The sequence below is a fragment of the Saccharibacillus sp. CPCC 101409 genome (assembly GCF_030518235.1).
Lineage (GTDB): Bacteria > Bacillota > Bacilli > Paenibacillales > Paenibacillaceae > Saccharibacillus.
The window spans coordinates 1-1,076 of record NZ_JAULSA010000046.1 but is presented as its reverse complement, the minus strand read 5'-3'; the positions used below and the strand labels follow the sequence as shown (position 1 = coordinate 1,076).

Sequence of the window (1,076 nt, the reverse complement as noted above, 5' to 3'; positions counted from 1 at the left end):
TGACGGATTGTAAAATGAAGTGCAACACCTCGAATTGAATACAAAAGGGCTCATGGCCGGATTCGTGTAGAATGAAGTCACCACAACACCTTCTACAAGGAGAATCCACCATGAGCTACACTCATTTTAGCATAGTCGAACGCAGCAAACTAGAACTCCTGCGTAGTCAGGGAGCTGGGGTCCGGACGATTAGCCGGGTGCTGGGCCGGTCAGCAGGAGCCGTCAGTCGGGAACTGAGACGCAATGGATCGTCCGAACGGTACGAGGCGCAAGAAGCCCAACAGGCTTACGCTAACAGAAGGACAGCTTCGAAGCCCAACGGAAAATGGAATCCGAACCTGGCGAGTGAGATCGAATCCGACTTCAAGAAGACCCATTCTCCCGAGCAAATCGCAAGTAGCCGCAAAGCCAAGGGGCTTCCCACGGTCGCCTTTAAAACCCTCTACAACTGGCTCTACACGGGCCGGCTAAATCGAGGGGATCTCCAGGTTCTTCGGCACAAAGGCAAGCGTCGGAAACCGCCTGAGAAACGCGGGCGTTTTACGCTCGGTCTCTCGATCCGGCAGCGTCCCAAAGCGATCCGAAGCCGGGAGACATTCGGCCACTGGGAACTCGATACCGTCGTTTCCAGCCGTGGAAAAAGCAAAGCTTGCGTCGCCACCTTTGTCGAACGAAAAACCCGATTTTACCAAGCGATTAAGATGCCGAACCGAACGGCTTTATCGATGGAAATCGCATTCGGCGTGTTGGCTGCGCAGTATCCGAAGGCTGTGATTCAAACGGCAACGGTTGACCGGGGTAAGGAGTTTGCTTGCCATGCGGCACTCAAGCAGATCCATGGTGTGGAGGTTTACTTTGCCGATCCATATTCTTCCTGGCAGCGAGGTTCTAACGAGAATGCAAACGGCTTGCTTCGAGAGTTTTTCCCCAAAGGCCATGATTTTGCCGAAGTGTCTGATGCTGAGCTTCAGCACGCTCTTCATCTGATTAACAGTCGGCCTCGAAAATGTTTAGGCTGGAGATCTACACACGAATCTTTTCAAAACGAACTGTTGCACTTGGATTGACAATTCGTC

Annotated in this window: 1 protein-coding gene; it reads left to right on the top strand. The window is 52.5% G+C overall.

Annotated elements, in window-relative coordinates:
• The first annotated feature begins 110 nt into the window (after positions 1–110).
• Positions 111–1,067, top strand: a complete 957-nt coding sequence (locus QWJ34_RS26950; protein WP_302732227.1) for an IS30 family transposase — start codon at positions 111–113, stop codon at positions 1,065–1,067.
• Positions 1,068–1,076 lie beyond the last annotated feature (9 nt).

Bases quoted from the DNA above. Each gene is read 5' to 3' on its own strand.
- QWJ34_RS26950 (WP_302732227.1), top strand. From the start codon at position 111: ATGAGCTACACTCATTTTAGCATAGTCGAACGCAGCAAACTAGAACTC.